The sequence below is a fragment of the Carboxylicivirga mesophila genome (assembly GCF_018271975.1).
In the GTDB taxonomy this organism is placed as follows: domain Bacteria; phylum Bacteroidota; class Bacteroidia; order Bacteroidales; family Marinilabiliaceae; genus Carboxylicivirga; species Carboxylicivirga mesophila.
The window spans coordinates 175,294-194,255 of the sequence record NZ_JAGUCN010000006.1; the positions used below are offsets into that span (position 1 = coordinate 175,294).

Below are 18,962 nucleotides of genomic sequence, written 5' to 3' on the forward strand. Positions count from 1 at the left end.
ATTTTGCAGCATAACTTATTTCAGATAATAATGAGCAAAGCGTTATTTACACTCTCACTAATTCTTTTATTATTCGGCTGTCAAAATAGCACCATAATCGATAAGTATGCGATTATTCCACAGCCTAACTCAGTAACCTATAACGATGATTTTTTATCAATCAATCATGGTATCGACATTGAAAGCAACTATCCGGATGGTATGGAATTGATAGAACTTCTGCAACAACAATCCAATAAACCTGGTTTGATCTTCGATAGCGAGGGAGCTACTCCTTTTTTGTTGATATATAATCCCGATTTGGATGAAGAAGCGTATCAATTGCAAATCAAAACAGATAGAATAGTAATAAATAGTGCATCAAAAGCCGGATGGATAAATGGCTACCAGTCTTTCTTGCAAATGTGGCCTGTTGGTGAATACGATAATATCCAGATTAGATGTGGAGAAATTAATGATAAGCCAAGATTTGCCTACCGTGGGTTGCACCTTGACGTATCGCGCCACTTTTTTACCCTGGATGAGGTAAAAGCATTAGTTGATCAGATGGTGTATTACAAGCTCAATAAGCTACACCTGCACTTAACAGATGATCAGGGCTGGCGTATTGAAATAGAAAAATATCCTTTACTAACCGAAAAAGGAGCCTGGCGCGTGCATAATAATCAGGATAGTCTTTGTCTGGAGCGCTCAATTGACGATGCAACCTTTGCTATTCCTGATCATAATTATGCCATCAAAGAAGGGGAAAAACTATATGGCGGTTTTTATACAAAGGCCGATTTGAGACACTTGATTAATTATTGCGCACAGCGAAATATTGAAATAATTCCTGAGATTGATGTGCCTGGACATTTTAAGGCGGCTATTGAAAATTACCCTCACCTGTCATGTACAGGAAAAGCCGGATGGGGTGCTCATTTTTCTTATCCTGCTTGTCTGGGCAAAGCATCAACTTACACCTTTATTGAGGATGTTTTAACTGAGGTGGCCGAATTATTTCCATCAGAATATATCCACATTGGAGGTGATGAGGTGAATAAGGATGAGTGGAAAAAGTGTCCTAGCTGTCAGGCTGCGATCAAAAAATCTAATTTAAAGGATGAACACGAATTGCAATCGCATTTTAATCATCAGATAGAAGACTTTTTAGCTTCGAAAGGTAAAAAGTTATTAGGCTGGGACGAAATAGTGGAAGGTGGTTTAAGCAATAATGCCACAATTATGTGGTGGCGCAACTGGGCACCTAACACAATTCGTGATGCTGCTATAGGTGGTAATGATATCATTGTGACCCCTGATTTTGAGTACTATTTCGATTTTCCATACTCAGCAACGCCTACCAGCAAGGTTTATAACTTTGAGCCGGTGCCCGATGACTTTACTGCTGATATGGCTAACTGTATTATTGGTGTACAGGGAAATGTGTGGACAGAACGTATTCCGAACACTAAGCGATTGGCTTATCAGGTGCTGCCACGCATGTTGGCGCTGGCGGAGTCCGGGTGGACCAATAAGGAGTTGAGAAATTTTGAAGCGTTTGAGGAGAGATTAAAAACACATTATTCATATTTCCAATCGCAAGGGTTGTTTTATCATTTGCCTGAAATTACCGGTTTTGATGATAAAACTGTTTTTACGGATGTATCATCACTTGAGTTAAATGTGCCGGATAATGAGATGGAGGTATTTTATACACTGGATGGAACAGCACCCGATCGAAGTAGCGCAAGATACTCAGGTGCCATTGAAGTTAAAAAATCATGCACATTAAAGTTTAGAGCCTATAAAGGTGATGTGTATAGTAAAATATACAGTGCCGAGTACATTAAGCAAAATTTGGCAGAACCTGTGATTGTTGACGTAAAGTCAGGCCTTAAGAAAAGCTATTATAAAGGGCGTTACTGGAAAAGTAAAGATGTGCCGGCAGATAAGAAGGCTGATGCCGAAGTTGTGGTTGATGGTTTTGGCCTGGGGCATTACGAGGGACAGGAAAACTATGCTTTGGTATTTGATGGCTATTTTAAGGCTTCTACCGATGGGGTTTATACTTTTTATACCAAGTCCGACGACGGTGATCAGCTTTTTATACATGAGCAGCTGGTTGTTGATAATGATCCTAGTCATGGACCACGGGAAAGAAAGGGAGCTGTGGCCTTAAAAGCAGGATTGCATCCTGTACGTCTGATATATTGTCAGATTGGAGGAGGAGCTTTGCAAGAGGTGTATGTTCAGGCACCAGGTCAGGAGAAAAGGAAAGTAACCTCAGATGAGCTTTTTAATTAAAACAAAAGAACAAATAGGATAAATATAAATTTCTCTTGACTGCTGTGGGGTGAACAAGAGAAAAAAGTAAGAGGATGAAGAGATTAATACCAATATTGTTGATTGTGATTGTGGCGGCATGCCAATCAGCTCCACCTGAAAAAGTGGGACAACTGGAATTGCCTTCTTTTGCACCCAGGCATTACATCTGCTATCGTGTATCTGAAGCTTTGAACATCGACGGAGAATTGAATGAGGTGGCTTGGAAAAATGCGCCCTGGACTGATTTATTTGTAGATATAGAAGGGGATAAAAAGCCGGCACCTGCATTGTCGACAAGGGCTAAAATGCTTTGGGATGATGAGTATCTTTACATTGGCGCTTACCTTGAAGAACCACATTTATGTGCCAGTTTAACTGAACGTGACGCCGTGATTTTTTATGACAATGATTTTGAAGTGTTTATTGATCCGAATGGTGATACGCATGGTTACTATGAGTTTGAAATGAATGCATTTAACACTGTTTGGGATCTGCTTTTAGTGAAACCATATCGCGATGGCGGACCGCCAATCAATAATTGGGACATTAACGGCCTTAAGTCTGCTATTAGCTTGAAAGGTACTATTAATCAGCCCGATGACATCGATGAAGGCTGGTTCATTGAATTGGCATTTCCATTGAATGTATTACGTGAGTATTGCGGTGGTGTGGATGCTAAAGCAGGTAATCAGTGGCGTATTAATTTCAGTAGGGTACAGTGGCAATATGATGTGATTGATGGTCAGTATAAAAAGAAAACAAATCCTGAAACAGGAAAACACTACCATGAAGATAACTGGGTGTGGTCGCCGCAAGGGGTCATTGATATGCATCGTCCTGAAACTTGGGGATTTTTGCAATTTTCTGATGTTGTTGCCGGTGAGGGTGAAGAAGCTTTCAAGTTTAATAAGGATGAGTTAGTAAAATGGGAACTCTATACCATATATCACGCTCAAAGATTATTTAAAAGTAAAACAGGCGCATACGCCAAATCAGTTCATGAATTATCGGCTGTGCACTTGCCAGAGCTCCAATATGTCAATAAAATAGCTACAACAGGTTCTCTCTTTGAGGCGGTAGTATCTCGCGCAGAAAGTGAATTTAACTGGCACATTAATAATGAAGGGCGTACCTGGAAAATGAAGAAGTAAGATGAATTGTTTACTCGTTTCCTGATAAGGTATTTTAGGGGTAATAGAGTATTGTTGCAGATGACTAATAAGCTGAAAAAGTATAAAACAAAGTATATGAGAAAACACGTATTATTTATTCTGACCTGCCTGATAGCCACATCTGTTATGGCACAGCAAGATGTAACCGAAACAGATAAGGCAAAGGAAAAGCGTATGCAGTGGTTCAAAGATGCCAAGTTGGGCATATTTATACACTATGGTATTTATGCGGTTAACGGCATTGATGAATCCTGGTCATTTTTTAATGGGTACATTAATTATGACGACTACATAAAACAGCTTGATGGCTTTACTGCCGCTAAATATGACGCCGGTGAATGGGCCAAAATCATTAAGGCCAGTGGTGCTAAGTATGCCGTCTTAACCACCAAACATCACGATGGAGTGGCACTCTGGGACACCAAAACAGAGCACTTTAATACGGTTGATGATACACCTGCAAAGCGCGATATAGTTGAGCCATTTGTGAAAGCACTTCGCAAAGAAAAGCTAAAGGTAGGCTTGTATTACTCTTTAATCGATTGGTCATACCCCGATTATCCGGCGCATTTACGTAACGAGAATCGCTACCAGAATGATGATGAGCGCTGGAACAAGTTCACTGACTTTTACTTTGCTCAAATGAATGAGCTGTCGGGGCGTTTCAATCCCGATTTATATTGGTTTGACGGTGATTGGGAGCATTCGGCCGAAGAGTGGAAATCGAAGGAGCTGCGTGAATTGATGCTCAAATACAACAAGAACATCATATTAAACAGCCGCCTGCAAGGGTATGGCGATTATGATACGCCAGAGCAGGGTGTACCAATCAAGAAACCCAATAACCCTTACTGGGAATTGTGCATGACCATGAATGACTCATGGGGGTATCAGCATAACGATCATAACTACAAATCACCCTATCAGTTGATACGTATTTTTGTGGATTGTATTAGCATGGGAGGTAACCTGTTGTTGGATATTGGTCCTCATGCCGACGGAAGTATACCGCAAGAACAATTGGATATACTTAAAGAGTTTGGTCGTTGGACTTCAAAGCATGAGGAAGCCATTTACGGAACTCTGGCTGGTATTGATACAAAACATTTTAACGGACCAACCGCTTTATCTAAAGATGGCAAAACGCTTTATTTATATATAGATAATCAACCCAATCATCCTGTATTAGTGAATGGTTTAGATGCTGGCGTTGAGAAGGTACGTGTTGTTGGGCAAGAAAAAGAACTTTCATACACTTATAATAATAAGCTGCTGTCTGTCAATATGGATAATGCACAGGCTGACCCGATGGTAACAGTAGTGGCGGTCGAGCTAAAGCATAGCATTAAATTAGTTGAGCCGGCAACCAGTCTTAGTACTTATGCATTGGCCGAAGTTGCCAATGATGAAATGTGGAACAAGAAGCACCAGATTGCATTGGATGATATGACAGAATCAATTCCAGGTGGTCATTATAATGGGGCAACCGCATTGTCGAAAGATAAAAACATACTTTACCTGATGGTAGATGGTAAAAACAACGGGCCTTTGGTTGTGCGTGGTCTTAAGAATAAAATTAACCGCATTTGGGTGGTTGGTAATGGTACAAAACTAAGTCATAAGGTAATAGGTAAGCAATATTGGAGCGATGTGCCTGGTATTACATATATTGATTTGCCTGAGAAAGTGCTGGATAAGGAAATGACTGTTATCGCAGTATTATTAGATGGTGAATTAGATCTCTATAGAGGAAAGGGCCATGTTATAGAAAGTAACTAGTTTGATTTTGCATTTATATTGTAATGGGAGCCGCCATTGTCCGCAGGATAGAGGCGGCTCTTTATTTTCAGGCTATTGATATGCCATATTTAGCGTTATCATGGTCATTAAAAGTAACTCAAGAAGTCGTCTTTGGTGGAAAAGTAACACATAATTAAAGTTGTTTCCTTATAGATTGTTATTTTTGCAAATCTTTTAACTGCAAATTAATATCATGAATAAGAGCAAAGAAATTATATTGCTGAATATATCCGGTGAGGATAAGCCAGGGTTAACCGCCATATTAACAGGTATCTTGTCGCATTACGGCGTTAATATTCTGGATATTGGTCAGGCAGTTATACACGAGGATTTAGGTCTGGGTATTTTGTTTGAGGTACCTGAATCGGCTGAGTCAGCTCCGGTATTAAAAGAGCTGTTGTTTAAATCCTATGAATTAGGACTCAATCTAAAATTTACCCCTGTTACCGAGCAGAAGTACAAAGAGTGGGTGGGGCAGCAAGGTAAGGAGCGCTTTATTGTCACACTTTTGTCACGTAAGTTAAGTGCTGAGCAGCTGTCGCAGGTAACCAGTATTATTTCAAATCAGGGCTTAAACATTGACTATATATCCCGTTTGAGCGGCCGTGTATTATTGGATGATCACGAGGGAAATGATAAGTCAGTTGTTGAATTTTCGGTGCGTGGTACGCCCAAAAGTGCCGAGGGAATGAAGCAGGAGTTTATAGATATTGCCAAAACAGCGGAGGTGGATATTGCCTTCCAGGCCGATAATATATTCCGCAGAAACCGCCGTCTGGTATGTTTCGATATGGACTCGACACTGATTCAAACTGAGGTGATTGATGAGTTGGCCATCAAAGCTGGTATTGGCGATGAGGTGAAGGCCATTACAGAGGCTGCAATGCGCGGCGAAATTGATTTTAACGAGAGTTTTATACAACGTGTGGCACTGTTGAAAGGTCTGGATGAGAGTGTGATGAAAAATATTGCAGAAAACCTGCCCATTACAGAAGGGGCAGAGCGTCTGTTTAAAACACTAAAAAAATATGGCTACAAAACAGCTATCCTGTCGGGGGGATTTACCTATTTTGGTAATTACCTGAAGAGTAAGCTGGATATCGACTATGTGTTTGCCAATGAGTTGGAGATTGAAGACGGAAAGCTAACAGGTAAGCACAAAGGGGAGATTGTGAATGGAGAGAAGAAAGCTGAACTGCTTAAATTACTTGCTTTTAAGGAAGATATTCATCTGGAACAGGTCATTGCTGTTGGTGATGGCTCCAATGATTTACCCATGTTGAAGCTGGCAGGTTTAGGTATTGCTTTTCATGCCAAGCCCAAGGTGAAAGCATCGGCCAAGCATCACATTTCTACCATTGGATTGGATGCCATACTCTATTTATTGGGTTTCAGGGATAGGGAGATAAATCTATAAGGCATTGAGCTGTAGTGTTGTATTTTATGATCTTTTAGCTTTTATTTCACCTTCCTGAAAAGTAGAAATTTATTATTTTTGCCGCCCAATGATTTGAGTTAAGTATGGGGAAAGGAATTTTTCATCGCTCGGAGCTGTTAATGGGCAAGGAAGTGATGCAGGCATTGGCCGGGAAAAAAGCGATATTATTTGGTATTGGAGGTGTAGGCAGTTGGTGTGCCGAGAGTCTGATTCGCACAGGTATCACTAAATTGACCATTGTGGATAGCGACCGCGTGTGCGTTACGAATGTTAACCGTCAGTTAATGGCTACTTCAAAGACGGTGGGGCACGTTAAAACGGAGGCGCTTAAGGAGCGTTTGCTGGAGATTAATCCAAAGGCCGAAATTACAGCATTACAGAAAATCTACAGTAAAGAAACATCAGATGAATTTGCGCTCGATGATTATGATGTGATTATTGATGCTATCGACAGCCTGGGCAGTAAGGTGCACCTGATTCGCCGCGCTACCGAAACAAATGCATTATTTGTTTCATCAATGGGAGCAGCTCTTAAAGTTGATCCAACGCGGGTAAGAGTTGATTCATTCTGGAATGTGAAGGGATGCCCTCTGGCTCGAAAAATTCGTAAAATGGTGCGAAAGGTGGGGGAACCATCGCGTGATTTTCTGTGCGTGTATAGTGATGAGTTACTTGAAAATGCTGGTGCTGATGCTACTTGCGGAACTGAAAAATGTTTGTGCCCAAAGGCAGAGAACGGACCGGGTGACCCTGATTTGGTTAACCACGAGTGGTGCAGCCTTAAAGCAGCCATCAATGGAAGTTTAGCACATATAACCGGTATTTTTGGGATGACACTGGCAGGACTGGTCATACAACAAATACGAGATGAAGTAATAAATGAAGCATAAAAAATCCCGGCCTGCAGGCCGGGATTTCTTTTACCCATTGGTTTTTAATAACCAAAAATATCTTCTAAAGCCAATTCGTTTACCTTACCAAGTTGCGATAAAGCTTTCTTGTCTAAATCAGATTTGCGGCCTAGCACCATGTAAGTGTAGTTTTTGCCTTTAATATGCTCGTTAAAGAAGGATTCGAAGTCATCTAAAGAAATAACTTTTGCCTTCTCATAAACATCCTTGCGCACATCATAGTCAATGCCACGATCGTTATTGCTCAGGTACTCCCAAAACATATCTTTATTGGTAATGCGTTCGGTGTTAATCTGCTTAACTATACCTTCGCAGGCCTGCTTAAATTGCATCTCAGCTCTTGGCATCTCATTCATCAACTCTGTTAAGGTTGATGTGGCAATACTTAACTTATCAGCCTGTGTACCAAGGCGGCCGTATATAAAGTTATCTTTATCTGCTTTGCGGGCAGTAACATAACCTGCACCTGCCGAATAGGCTAAAGCCTTTGATTCTCTGATTTCCTGGAATACGACTGATGATAAACCGGAACCAAAGTAGTTATTAAATACCTCAGCATAAGGTATTATTTCAGCATCGAAAGGTGTGTCTTTAACCAACAGCAAAATGTTGGCCTGGTTAATGTCATAATCAACCACATACACCTGTGAGCTTTCGTTTTCGCGCATTTTGTAATCTATGGCCTCTGGTATAGCTGCCAGCTGCTCAGGTGTTTTATGATGCTGATTCAACAATGCAGTAACTGTTTCAGCTGATGATGGGCCATAGTAATATACCTTGTGCTCATAGTAGGTCATCTCATTCAGCTGGCGGGTTAAGTCTTCCGGATTTATAGCTGTCAGTTCATCGGTGCTAAGTAGGTATTTTCCAGGTGATTTTTTGCCATAAATACCGTAATCAACCATGGCACCAAAGATACGTCCCTGACTTTTCTTGGCATCACTGCGCTTTTTGACGATACCTTTAACAAATTCATCGTACGACTCTTGCTCGGCTTTAGCATTATGGATAATGTGCTCAAGCAATTCAATACCTTTTTCCAATTTTTCATCCAGTCCTGCAATGGTCACATAGCAACGATCGTTACCAGCATTTACCGATAGGCTTAATCCGTAGCGGAAAAGCTCCTTGCGCAGGTCTTCAGGTGAGTATTGGTCAGTTCCTAAAAGAGGCAGGTAATCAACCGCCAGTGGAAACTGCAGGTTGTTATTTTTACCTAAATCAATCACGTAGTTAAGGCGGAATAAGCCATTGTTTTCGTTAGTTGAGTGGAAGAATTCTAAACCAGGTTTAAGTTCTTCTTTGTGAAGTTTACTGTTGAAATCAACAAATACCGGGTTGATATCACTGATTTCCTCGGCAAGAAATGACTGGGCAAAGTCCGATTGTAAATCCCTGTTCACAGGCACAGCTGTAATTTCTGGCTTATCCACTTTAACAAGTGCGCTGTTGTCGCCAGTTCGTTTATAAACAATTACATAGTTGTCGCCATATTTCTCTTTGGCATATGCCATTACCTGTTCTTTGGTAATTTGCTTCATCTTATCCAGGCTTGCCAACACATCGGCGTGTGACTGACCTGAAGTAAATTCATTCATCAGCGAATAGGCCGAATAGAAAGGATACTCAAGGGCATTCATAAAGTCCAAACGTGCTTTATTCACGATAGCCTCAATGATCCAATCTTCAAATTCACCGTTTTTCACTTTATCCAACTCGGCTAACAGCAGGTCTCTTACTTCCTCAAGCGTTTGTCCTTCTCTTGGTTTACCATTGAAGATGTGAATGCCATAGTCGCGCATGAACCATGAGCCAGATGAGGCACTTAACACCTTCTGCTTCTGTACTAGGTCAAGATCGATTAATCCGGCTTGCCCGTTTGATAGGATAGAGCTGATAAGGTCTACCATAATTTCGTCGTCGCTGCCAACCCCATTAAAACGGAAAGCCATTTGCATGCTTTCGGCATCAGGTCCAACAACCTCTTTGTCTACAGGGGCAGTGATTGGTTCTTCTTTTGGTAATTGTGGTTCAGCAAATTCTTTTTTTTCCATCTTACCAAAATATTGGTCAATCAATTGAATGGTAGGTTCGAAATCCAGGTCGCCAGCCAGAGCAATAGCCATATTATTCGGGATGTAAAACTTGTCCTTGAACTTGTAAATCTCTTCCATTGAAGGATTCTTCAAATGTTCCGGGAAGCCAATTACACTTCTGCCATATGGGTGGTTCGTAAATAGACCTTCCATCATAGTTTGGAAAGCACGCTGACCATCCATATCCTGGTACATGTTGAATTCCTCATAAACGGTTTCCAGCTCGGTGTGAAATAAACGTAGTACCAATCCGGTGAAGCGCTCATGCTCTAGTTTAGCCCAGCGTTCCAATTCATTTTTGGGAACTTCGCACATATATACGGTTGATTCGTAGGATGTACCGGCATTTACGCGTGATGATCCCATGGCAGTGTTAAGCTTATCAAATTCATTGGTGGCAACATAGGTGGCAGCAATTTGCGATAAGCTGTCAATTTGTGCATAGATAGCTTTCTTGGCTTCAATATCATCTGTTGCACGGTGTTTTTCAAATAATTCAGATACTTGCTCTAGTAAAGCACTTTCTTTTTCCCAGTCAACAGTTCCTACTTTGCTGGTGCCTTTAAACATCATGTGTTCCATGTAGTGCGCCAGACCGGTAGCATTGGGATCTTCGAAGGTAGAACCGGCTTTAACACCTATAAGGGCAGCTACGCGAGGTTCGTCAAGGTTACGTGTTAAATATACCTTTAAGCCGTTGTCAAGGGTGTAAATGCGGGCATTGTAGGGGTCGTTGGTAACTGATTCGTAACTGTAGCCATTACTATCAGTATGTTGTTGAGTTTGGTAGGTAGGTTGTTGACACGAAAAAAGTGCCATAAAGCCTGTGAGTAGCAGGCATGATAGTTGTTTCATAAGTTTAGTTTTTGATGTTAAGAATATTTGAAGATAGTTATTTATAATTAATATAAAGACACTTGTTAAATAATTCTACTAAAGTTTTAGTTGGTTGGTTGAATTGTTAATTAGCAATGATTGAGGTGAAACTGAGGGTTGATAGGTATTTCAACTATTTTATTACCGAATTAGAGGTGTTGTTTTATCGTTAATTAGATGGGGCGAGGTGTTAAATGATTTCATAGGTTGTATTGTTTTTACTTATTTTAGACAGTAAACCTTAAAATTAAAATTATGAATAAGATTAAAACAACCATTCTGTGGTTGGTGGTCGGCTTTGTATGCAATTCGCTTACAGCCCAACAAAACATCTATGTAAACCAGTTAGGCTATATTCCTTCAATGCCTAAGAAGGTACTGGTTGATTATCCGGCCGAGCGATTTGAGGTCATCAATACGCATACGGGCACAATTGCGTATGAAGGGACTTTTCAATTGCACAGAGAAAATGATGCCTGCAGTGGCATGACCTTGTATGAAGGCGATTTTAGTGCAGTTGTATCTGCCGGTAATTACTTGATTCGTGTGCATTCACCCCTTAACTCAGGCATCACTTCCTATACCTTTTCCATTGCTGATGATGTGTATACCGATGTGCTGGAGAAGGCCAATAAAGCCCTTTTTCTGCAACGATGCGGCATGGAGATAGAGCCTAAGTATGGTGGTCAGTACGCCCGTAAAACCTGCCATACAGATAATTGCTTTTATCATCCGGATTGTGAACAAGAGGGAGTGAAGAACATGACTGGCGGGTGGCACGATGCCGGTGATTATGGCAAATATGTGGCGCCGGGAAGCGTGACCATTGGTATTTTGTATGCAAGTTATGAGATTAACCAAGGCAAATGGCAGTCCGATAGCTGGAATATTCCGGAAAGTGGCAATGGTGTGCCAGATATGTTGGACGAAATACGCTATGAGCTTGATTGGCTTTTTAAGATGCAGAGAACAGATGGCGCTGTTCATGAAAAAATACACACCAAAGATTATGTGCAGTTTATAATGCCATCAGAGGGTCAGGTTCCGCAGTTTATCTATGAAGTGTCATCGACAGCTACAGCTGACTTTGCGGCCATTATGGCAAAATCAGCACGTGTATTTAAAGAGTTGGATCGGCACCTGGCGGATAAGTGTCTTCAGGCAGCTCTACTATCCTATAAGTACCTTGAGCAGCATCCTGAGATATTTCCTGAAGGAGGATTTAAGAATCCGGCTGATACAAAAGCAGGTGGTTATTCTGATGCATATGACAAGGATGAGCGTATATGGGCAGCTGCCGAGTTGTATCTGACAACCGGCAAGAGAAAATACCTGAATGATTTCAACGCGTTAAATACTATTTTTAACAGTGAGTTTGCCGAAGCCGGATGGATTAACCCCGCAGCTTTAGGTTTCTATTCAATATTATTGGCTGAAGATAAGCAGTTGTTATCTGTTCAGGAGAAATTGCGGAAGGGACTAATCAACTATTGTAATCATCATAAAGAAATCGCCAGTAAGGATGGGTTTGGTATTGGCATGTTGCCCGATGACTATACCTGGGGGTCTAATGGTACGGTCATGTTTAAAGCCATGAACCTCATAATGGGGGATTACTTATTGAATGATAAAAGGAGTGGAGAAATAGCATTACGGCACCTGGACTATATCCTTGGTATGAATCCCAACAAGAAATGTTATGTGACAGGGGTAGGTACCAACCGGATATTGCACCTGCACCATGCGCCTACGGTATCGGATTTAAATGCTGAGCCAGTGCCAGGCATCATGACGGGCGGTCCCAACAAGTACCGTAATGACGAAGCCCTGCAGGCGGTTTTTACCGATTCAACACCACCGGCCCGGGTTTTCCTGGATAATGAAGAAAGCTACTCGTCCAATGAACATACCATTTACACCAATGCGGCATTTCAGTTTGTTGCAAGCTATTTTAACAGGCCATAACGGATTAATAAAGCCGCACAGCTATTGGCTGTGCGGCTTCATCATATGCTTTGAGGTATTTATTCAAACAGCTCATTTAACAGGCCGCTGCTTTCTTTACCGCTGTTCTTGCCCATGGGCGCAATAGCCCTTATCAGCTTATTGATTGGCATTGATTGCAACCACACCTTACCTGTTCCGCGCAAAGTGGCCAGGAACAGCCCTTCGCCACCAAATACCATGGATTTTAGCCCTCCGGCTCGTTCAATGCTAAAGTCGATACCATCTGTGAAACCAACAACACAACCTGTATCAACGCGGAGCGTTTCGCCGCTCAACTCTTTTTCAACCAATGTACCACCGGCGTGAATAAAGGCCTTGCCATCTCCTTGAAGCTTTTGAAGAATAAAACCTTCACCGCCAAAAAAGCCGGCGCCTATGCGTTTGTTGAAATGCATGGATAGTTTGGTGCCTAATGCAGCACATAAGAAGGCATCTTTCTGCACAATAACACGGCCGCCTATTTGGCTCAGGTCAATTGGCACGATGGTTCCCGGATAAGGAGCTGAAAAAGCCACTCGCTTTTTGCCATAACCACGATGGGTGAAATGCGTAATAAAAAGTGACTCACCGGTAATTAGTCGTGATGCACCAGCAGCCAGCTTGCCCAGAAAACCCTGTGATGGATTAGAGCCATCGCCCATTTTTGTTTCAAAATCAATGCCGTCTTCCATATAAAGCATTGCACCTGCCTCGGCAATAACAGTCTCGTGTGGATCCAATTCAATCTCTACAAATTGAACATCATGGCCTTTAATTTCATAATCTATCTCGTGAGAGTTCATAGTTGTTAAGTTTAAGTGTTATTTAATTAGTTATGTTGGGTAAAATATCGTTTTCTATCTTCTTTTTGGCTGAGTTATAACCGTGTTCAATAATTTCATCAAACTTATTAAAATCCCACATCGAATATTTACTCAGCTTTTTGGTTTCGATAAAAAAATCACAATGCAGGCGGCTGATGCGTTCGTTCTGCAGTATGGATAAATTAAACACACGTTCGGCTACATCCTTGGTGTTCTTAATCTTGTCCATCTTTTTATCGGCTACCACGCTGGAACCAATCACGGTATCACAATCAAACATTAAAGGTTCGGCTGGCAGGTTCATAAACAAACCGCCATCAACATAGGTATAACCATCAATAACGGTTGGTGTAAATGCTACCGGCACACTGGCGCTGGCAATTACCCAGTCGAACAATTGCTGACCTTCACTCACCACTTTTACCTTGCCGGTATTAAGGTTGCTGGCTGTTATGCAGAATGGTTTCTTCAATTGCGAGAAATCCTCGTGCCCCAGGTGCTCCAGTAAGGCCTCTTTAACTCCGTTCAGATTGACCAGGCCACCTTTCAGTATATCAATGTTAAACCAATTCCATACCTTTTCATCTTTCAGCTTCCTGATAATTGTATCCGCATCAAAGCCGGCGCTGTAGAGTACACCAATAATGGCTCCCATACTGGTTCCGGCTACACTGTGGATAGGGATAGAAAACTCTTCAAGGGCTTTTATAACGCCAATATGGGCAAAACCTTTGGCTCCGCCGCCACCAAGTGCCAGTCCTGTTTTTCCTAGCTGTTTCATGTCAGATAACTTCGGTTAGGATGGTTTTAATGCCTTCGATATTATCAATCGTATATTCCTCTTCGATTTTCTTCCAATCTACCTTCAGGCGCATTGTATTATTAATTAATAGCTGAGTGATGTCTTCCTTACTCAAAAGGATGCTGGCTTTATAGTAGGACACATTCCACTTATCGATAAATTTTTCTTCGATATTGTGCGTGAAGGTATTAGTAAGCTCTGCACCGTTGGAAAGAATTAAATGTACAGGGCGTTCTTCGGCTGTATAGCCAAAGTATCGGTTGGCATCACCCACTGGCACCATAAATTCAAAATTGATGAGTACCTCACCATTATTATTGGTGGCGGATGCTGAACAGCGTATTCTGCCTTTTTCTTCGCCAAAGAAACGAGCCAGTTTTTTGCTGACGGCATTCATTATTTCAACCTTTTCTGAGGTGGTATTTTTAGTATTGTCAACGGAAATAACCTTGGGAGCAGTTGCAACAGGCGCCACTGCAACAGGTGCATTCACCTGACTTAGTGAGGCCTTGTTTTCAATATCTTTCTCGTATTTCCAGGTGCCATTCTCATACAAAACCACCGTTTCACCGTATTGAGTAATGGCTTTTATAGTTTGAGCTGAGGCTGCGCATGTAGCAGCCAACAGGATAAGTAGAATAAAGAGATGCTTCATTGTGCTTAAGTTTTATTGCTTAAAGATAGAAATCCTGCGGGATATAGGCTTATCTGTCGGATGATTGTTTTGCAAACGTTTGCTAATCATGTGTGAAAATATTTTGACTTTAAAAGTTAGTCCTTAGGAGTCAGTTGATGATCGCTGCAAAGTGTTGTGGTTTAGTTGACTGTATGCCTTTTGTTAGTCGCTTAAATGTATTTCCTGTTGCACAGCATGCAGGGTGCTGAAAATGAAATCTCTCTAATCTGATTATTTTTGACACAAGTTAATTGGTTATTAATGAGCTTATTCAAAGCTAAGTGCGTATTAAAATATACAAGTATATGAAGAAGTTATTCGTTTTGCAGCTTATGGTATTGATGGGGCTGACGATGTTTGGTGAAGAGTTAAAATCACCCAACGGCGCCTTTAAAATGTTTTTTGAACTGAAGGATGGTGTTCCTACCTACCAGCTGGCTTTGCATGATAAAGCAGTCATCAAAGAAAGCAAACTGGGATTGGAACTAAAAGATGCTGAGTCGTTGTTGAACGGTTTTGAGGTAACAGGCGTGGAGCATGCATCCTTTGATGCAACCTGGCAACCAGTTTGGGGTGAGTGGAAAGATATTCGCAATCATTACAACGAAATGGCAGTGACCTTATCACAAACCGAGAGCCAACGAAAGATGTTGATTCGTTTTCGACTGTTTGATGATGGCATAGGTTTTCGCTACGAATTTCCTGAGCAAGAGCATCTGACCTATTTTGTGATTAAAGAAGAGCGCACGCAATTTGCCATGGCAGGCGATCATAAGGCATTTTGGATTCCCGGCGACTACGATACACAGGAATATGATTATACCGAGTCAAAATTGAGCGAGATACGTGGCTTGATGGAGAAGGCTGTTACGCCCAATGCTTCACAAACACCCTTTTCAGATACTGGCGTGCAAACAGCGCTGATGATGAAAAGTGATGATGGTTTGTATATCAACCTGCACGAAGCTGCTTTGGTGGATTATGCGTGCATGCACTTGGAACTGGATGACAGAAACCTTGTGTTTGAGTCACATTTGACACCTGATGCAAGAGGTGATAAGGGCTATATGCAGGCACCTTGTACCACACCATGGCGTACGGTTATTGCCAGTGATGATGCAGCTGATATATTGATGTCGAACATTACTTTAAATCTGAATGAACCATGTGCTTACGACGATGTGTCGTGGATTAAACCGGTTAAGTACATTGGTGTATGGTGGGAGATGATTACCGGTAAAGGAAGCTGGGCATATACCGATGCAACCAGTGTGAAACTGGGAGAGAAGTTTTATGCATCAACACCTCCTAACTCAACGCATTCAGCAAATAACGATAATGTTAAGCGGTACATTGATTTTGCGGCTGAGCATGGCTTTGATGCCGTATTGGTTGAGGGCTGGAATGAAGGCTGGGAAGACTGGTTTGGCAAATCAAAAGACTATGTGTTTGATTTCATAACACCTTACCCGGATTTTGATGTGGAGATGCTGCGCGACTATGCCAAGGCTAAAGGCGTAAGAATTATGATGCACCACGAAACATCTGGCTCGGTGCGTAACTACGAGCGTCATATGGATAAAGCCTACCAGTTTATGGCTGATAACAACTATAATTCAGTGAAGAGTGGCTACGTGGGCGATATTATTCCACGCGGCGAATACCACTATGGCCAATGGATGGTGAACCACTATCAGTATGCCGTAGAGAAAGCAGCCGAGTACAAGGTGATGGTGAATGCCCATGAGGCGGTGCGCCCAACGGGTTTGAGCCGTACCTATCCTAACCTGATTGGCAATGAAAGTGCCCGCGGAACCGAATACGAGGCCTTTGGAGGTAACAATGTGAACCACACCACCATTTTGCCATTTACACGCCTGATTGGCGGACCAATGGATTATACCCCGGGTATATTTGAGCCGGATGTAAGCCAGTATAATCCTGATAATGGCTCACGCGTACGCACCACCATTGCGCGTCAGCTGGCCTTGTATGTAACCATGTACAGCCCACTGCAGATGGCGGCCGACCTGCCTGAAACATATACTAAACACATGGATGCTTTCCAGTTTATTAAAGATGTGGCCATCGATTGGGAGGATACTAAAGTATTGGAAGCTGAACCAGGCGACTACATCACCTATGCCCGAAAAGAGAAAGATGGCCATCGTTGGTTTGTGGGCCGTACGAATGATGAACAAGGTCGTACCTCACACATTCAATTTGACTTCCTAGAACCCGGTAAAAAGTATGTAGCCACGGTGTATGCCGATGCAAAGGATGCACATTGGGAAACAAATCCGAAAGCTTATCAAATTAATAAGTATGTGGTAACCAATAAGTCAAAACTGTCGCAGTACTGTGCGCCGGGTGGGGGGTATGCCATAAGTATTGTAGAAGTAAAAGAAAAGAGTGATATTAGAGGTGTTAAGCGCCTGTAAAAGGGGTTTAATTTTGGTTAAACGCGGCCGCCTTTGCTTTTGCAGAGGTGGCTTTTTTGTTGCTATTACACACCGTTAATGTAAATAATATTGGTATTGGTAAAAAAAACGATTAAGGCATTTTGTGCATTAAATGCTATGGATTATGTTTAGAGGGAAAATGAAAAAAATCTTTAAACTTAATTCGTAAAAAAATGATTGTATTTTTAGGAGTATTGGTTGTTTTTGCCGGTATTGTAGCGTTTATCATATCTAAACTGGAAAAGCAAAATAGTAAACTGCCTGCTGTTTTTAAAGGCATCACTAAGTTGCATGGGATAATACTGGTTATAGCCGGATTAACCTTAATGTTGCTTAATTCAATGTTCTTTTTTGCTGACAGAGGATTTAATTATCTGCTGGTTTCACCAACAGGTCATATGAGTGCTGTTATGGAGCAGGGTATTAAAATAATGGTACCAGGAACCAAATTAGATAAATGGCAGAAATACATCGATGTGAAGGTGGTGAGTAAGCAAACCGAATCAGACCTGGATGAATTAGAAGGGGTGATGAATCCAATACCGGTGCGTTTTATCGACCAGGTGACAGCACAGGGACACGTTTCTTTGCGCTTCCAATTGCCCGAAGATAGTCCTTCGTTTATTAAGTTGGCCGTTAAGTATCGTACCATGAGTAACCTGGTGAATAACACCATTATTCCAACCGTGCGTGAACAACTCATCAACACCGGCTATATGTTTGCAGCGCAAAACTATATCTCTGGTGAAGCACAATCTTTCCGTCAAACTTTTGAAGAGCAGTTAAAGGAGGGAACGTATGCGGTAAATAAGCTGGAAGTGAAAGATACGATTTACGATGCGATTGATATGACCACCAAGCAGCGTACCATAAAGGAGATACAGACCAGTTACAGGGTTGAGAAAATTATGGAGAACGGTATACCAAAGCGTATTCCGCATGAACTGTCGGAGAATAATATCATTGTTTCGCAGGTGATTGTAGATAAGATTGACCTGGAAGCCACCTTTAAACAGCGATTGGAAGCACAGCGCGATGAATCAGCAAAGCGACAGTTAGAGCAGCAGATGATTGAAACGGCTAAGGCTGAGCAGCAACGTATTGTAGCGCAGGGTGAGCGCGATAAAGCCGAAGAGCGTGTCAACCAGGAGAAGGAACAGGTGAAGGCACTGATTGCCATTGAAACCAAGCTGAAGCAGGAAGAAACCAATAAGAAGCTGGCAGCCATTGCCCTTGAAACCGAAAAGCTGAATGCCATGAAGAAAAAGGTAACAGCTGATGCCGAGGCCTACGAAATTGCCAAGAAGGTAAACGCAGGTATCACACCTGAGGTGAAACTGGCAATGGAACTGGATCGTGATGTGAAGGTGGCGGCTGAGATTGCCAAAATCAAATTCCCTGAAACCATGATTATGGGTGGTGATTCTAAAGGAGGTACCCCTCTGGAAAGCCTGATAGGAGCGGCCATGGCCAAGCAACTACAAACCAGTAAAGGCAACTAAAACAGTATCCTTATACTTGCAAGCCACTTCTAACGGGAGTGGCTTTTTTATTTCCCATAGCATGTACATCTATGCTCCCCATGGGGAGCTGTCCGCAGGACTGTGGGGGA

12 protein-coding genes are annotated in these 18,962 nt (G+C 42.0%); 8 read left to right on the forward strand and 4 right to left on the reverse strand.

Translation table 11 applies throughout. The features are described 5' to 3' along the window. Positions 1-30 precede the first annotated feature (30 nt). From KEM09_RS07395 to KEM09_RS07415, 5 genes are all read left to right on the forward strand, one after another. A complete protein-coding gene (locus KEM09_RS07395; RefSeq protein ID WP_212227233.1) occupies positions 31-2,286 on the forward strand; it encodes a family 20 glycosylhydrolase in 2,256 nt (751 codons plus the stop codon). A 74-nt stretch (positions 2,287-2,360) separates the two neighbouring features. Beyond that, positions 2,361-3,458 (forward strand): carbohydrate-binding family 9-like protein, encoded by a 1,098-nt coding sequence (locus KEM09_RS07400; protein ID WP_212227234.1) that lies wholly within the window; start codon positions 2,361-2,363, stop codon positions 3,456-3,458. Positions 3,459-3,554: 96 nt separating this feature from the next. Further along, positions 3,555-5,258 carry an alpha-L-fucosidase gene (locus tag KEM09_RS07405; RefSeq protein ID WP_212227235.1) on the forward strand — a complete coding sequence of 568 codons (1,704 nt, stop codon included), beginning with the start codon at positions 3,555-3,557 and terminating at the stop codon, positions 5,256-5,258. Between the two features lie 214 nt (positions 5,259-5,472). Continuing rightward, complete coding sequence (serB, locus tag KEM09_RS07410) at positions 5,473-6,696, forward strand: phosphoserine phosphatase SerB (RefSeq protein ID WP_212227236.1); 1,224 nt, start codon at positions 5,473-5,475, stop codon at positions 6,694-6,696. 104 nt (positions 6,697-6,800) lie between these two features. Continuing rightward, entirely contained in the window at positions 6,801-7,607 is an 807-nt protein-coding gene (locus KEM09_RS07415; protein ID WP_212227237.1) for a tRNA threonylcarbamoyladenosine dehydratase, read from the forward strand. A 44-nt stretch (positions 7,608-7,651) separates the two neighbouring features. Here the strand turns inward: KEM09_RS07415 and KEM09_RS07420 are convergent, their stop codons facing one another. Beyond that, positions 7,652-10,579, reverse strand: a complete 2,928-nt coding sequence (locus KEM09_RS07420) for a M16 family metallopeptidase (RefSeq protein WP_212227239.1) — start codon at positions 10,577-10,579, stop codon at positions 7,652-7,654. Positions 10,580-10,855: 276 nt separating this feature from the next. On the opposite strand from KEM09_RS07420, the gene KEM09_RS07425 reads away from it, so the two are divergent. Continuing rightward, entirely contained in the window at positions 10,856-12,565 is a 1,710-nt protein-coding gene (locus KEM09_RS07425; RefSeq protein WP_212227241.1) for a glycoside hydrolase family 9 protein, read from the forward strand. A 59-nt stretch (positions 12,566-12,624) separates the two neighbouring features. Here KEM09_RS07425 and KEM09_RS07430 read toward each other — a convergent pair whose 3' ends face one another. From KEM09_RS07430 to KEM09_RS07440, 3 genes are read right to left on the reverse strand one after another with little or no spacing between them, the layout of a single operon-like run. Next, positions 12,625-13,389 (reverse strand): TIGR00266 family protein, encoded by a 765-nt coding sequence (locus tag KEM09_RS07430; protein ID WP_212227242.1) that lies wholly within the window; start codon positions 13,387-13,389, stop codon positions 12,625-12,627. A 22-nt stretch (positions 13,390-13,411) separates the two neighbouring features. Beyond that, entirely contained in the window at positions 13,412-14,191 is a 780-nt protein-coding gene (locus KEM09_RS07435; protein ID WP_212227244.1) for a patatin-like phospholipase family protein, read from the reverse strand. 1 nt (position 14,192) lies between these two features. Next, positions 14,193-14,867 carry a hypothetical protein gene (locus tag KEM09_RS07440; RefSeq protein WP_212227246.1) on the reverse strand — a complete coding sequence of 225 codons (675 nt, stop codon included), beginning with the start codon at positions 14,865-14,867 and terminating at the stop codon, positions 14,193-14,195. Between the two features lie 326 nt (positions 14,868-15,193). Here KEM09_RS07440 and KEM09_RS07445 point away from each other — a divergent pair, with 326 nt between their 5' ends. Further along, the gene (locus KEM09_RS07445) at positions 15,194-17,329 is read left to right on the forward strand and encodes a glycoside hydrolase family 97 protein (RefSeq protein WP_244824904.1); all 2,136 of its coding nucleotides are present in this window, start codon (positions 15,194-15,196) and stop codon (positions 17,327-17,329) included. A gap of 194 nt (positions 17,330-17,523) precedes the next feature. Further along, the gene (locus tag KEM09_RS07450) at positions 17,524-18,852 is read left to right on the forward strand and encodes an SPFH domain-containing protein (RefSeq protein ID WP_212227248.1); all 1,329 of its coding nucleotides are present in this window, start codon (positions 17,524-17,526) and stop codon (positions 18,850-18,852) included. Positions 18,853-18,962: the final 110 nt, after the last annotated feature.